Below are 254 nucleotides of genomic sequence, written 5' to 3'. Positions count from 1 at the left end.
GACAGCACCATGGCAGGAGCGGTGATACTGATTGATCTCGCTATCAGCACAAAGACAATAGCCAGCAGGCTGATTACCCAATACGCGCTGTAAAAATGTATGGTTGCTACCTGTAAACCGATCATCACAAAAAGAATGGTGTTGAGCAGGTCGTCAATCAATCCCCAGATTTTATCCAGGATATCTTTTAAAGATCTTTCATCTGCTGTCATGCCCAGCTTCACATTACTCAGCATTAATCCTGCTGCCACAGC

1 protein-coding gene is annotated in these 254 nt (G+C 44.9%); it reads right to left on the bottom strand.

Going from position 1 to position 254, the window contains the following annotated elements; all coding sequences use genetic code 11:
• Window positions 1-254, bottom strand: a 254-nt coding sequence (locus NXS07_RS22740) for a cation:proton antiporter domain-containing protein (RefSeq protein WP_258087687.1), incomplete at both ends; no start/stop codon positions are given.

It is taken from the genome of Xenorhabdus bovienii (assembly GCF_024721015.1).
Taxonomy (GTDB): Bacteria; Pseudomonadota; Gammaproteobacteria; order Enterobacterales; family Enterobacteriaceae; genus Xenorhabdus; species Xenorhabdus bovienii.
This window is presented reverse-complemented; position numbering and strand designations above follow the sequence as displayed.